Raw genomic sequence first — 1,438 nt, forward strand, 5'->3', positions numbered from 1 at the left:
TGTTCTGACCCCAAAAAGTTAGACAAATAATTTAAGCAAAGGATTTAGTTCTGTATTGTACAGGACTGAGTCCTTTTAGTTTTACCTTAATGCGTTTGTTGTTGTAATAATTAATATAGTCTACAATAGCTTGTTCCAAATGCTCAATTGACTTGAACGTCTTCTCATAACCATAAAACATCTCAGACTTAAGAATGCCAAAGAAGGATTCCATCATGCCGTTGTCTGGACTATTGCCTTTACGTGACATAGATTGTTGGATTCCCTTGTCCTCTAAAAAATGATGATAGAAATCATGTTGATATTGCCATCCCTGGTCACTGTGTAGAATAGTGTTCTCATAGTACTTCTCTGTGAAAGCTTGTTCCAACATCATTTTTACTTGTGCTAAGTTGGGCGAAGTAGAAAGATTGTAGGCGATAATTTCGCTGTTAAAACCATCTAAAACTGGTGATAAATAGAGTTTTTGGCTGCTTGCTGGAATGGCAAACTCTGTCACATCTGTGTAGCACTTTTCCATTGGTTTTGATGCTTCAAACTGGCGTCGAATGAGATTTTCTGCTTTCTTACCAATCTCTCCTTGATATGAAGAGTACTTCCGTTTTCGGCGAATTCGAGCACTTAAACCAAGAGCCTTCATCAGACGTTGCACTTTCTTATGATTTACCACGAAGCCACGATTTCTCAATGCAAGAGTGATGCGACGATAGCCATAATTTCCTTTGTGTTCAGTAAAAATAGCTTGAATTTCAGCTTTGATAGTTTGATTCTTATCCGTTTGATCCAGCTGTTTTAAGTGGTAATAATAGGTCGAACGAGCAAGCCTAATAATCTTTAGAAGAATCTCTAAAGCAAACTCTGTTACCAATCCTCGAACAATTTCCGTTTTTCTTCTTGCTCTTTTTCGTCCCTCAATCGGAGTTCTCTCAACTTTTTTAGAACAGCGTTCTCCGCTCTCAAGTACTCATTTTCTGCTTGAAGTCGCTCTAGTTCTGTCATCTCTTCAGGTTTCTTCTTTGGCTTACGTCCCATTTTAGGCGGTCTCCCTCTTGCTTTCTCAACAATAGTATACCCATTTTTCTTGTATTGTGCTATCCAATTGTTAAGCAAACCTTGATTGGAGAGGCCATAGTCCAGAGAAACACTTTGTTGGGAACAACCTTCAAGCAGAACCTTATTAATCATTTCTCGTTTTAATTTAGGAGAATAGTAACGCTTCTTTCCCTTTTTGACGATGTTTATTCCATAACGGTCAATTAATTTCACCATGTACTTTAGACCAGAAACGTTCACCTCAAATTGATTTGAAAGTCGTTTAAAGCTTTCTCCTTGCTTTCTCAGTTCATATATTTGAACTTTATCTTCATAAGTCAATTTCATAATAAAAACACCCCAAAAGTTAGATTTTTTCTGTCTAACTTTTGGGGTGCAGTTCAGT

General features: G+C 37.3%; 1 protein-coding gene. It reads right to left on the reverse strand.

The genetic code is table 11. The features are described 5' to 3' along the window. Positions 1-31: 31 nt before the first annotated feature. A protein-coding gene (locus H7T93_RS09885; RefSeq protein WP_151404868.1) for an IS3 family transposase occupies positions 32-1,380 on the reverse strand; the annotation gives its coding sequence in 2 pieces (ribosomal slippage) (positions 32-930 and positions 930-1,380; 1,350 coding nt in all). Positions 1,381-1,438 lie beyond the last annotated feature (58 nt).

This window comes from Streptococcus sp. 9.1 (assembly GCF_016648815.1).
Taxonomy (GTDB): domain Bacteria; phylum Bacillota; class Bacilli; order Lactobacillales; family Streptococcaceae; genus Streptococcus; species Streptococcus salivarius_E.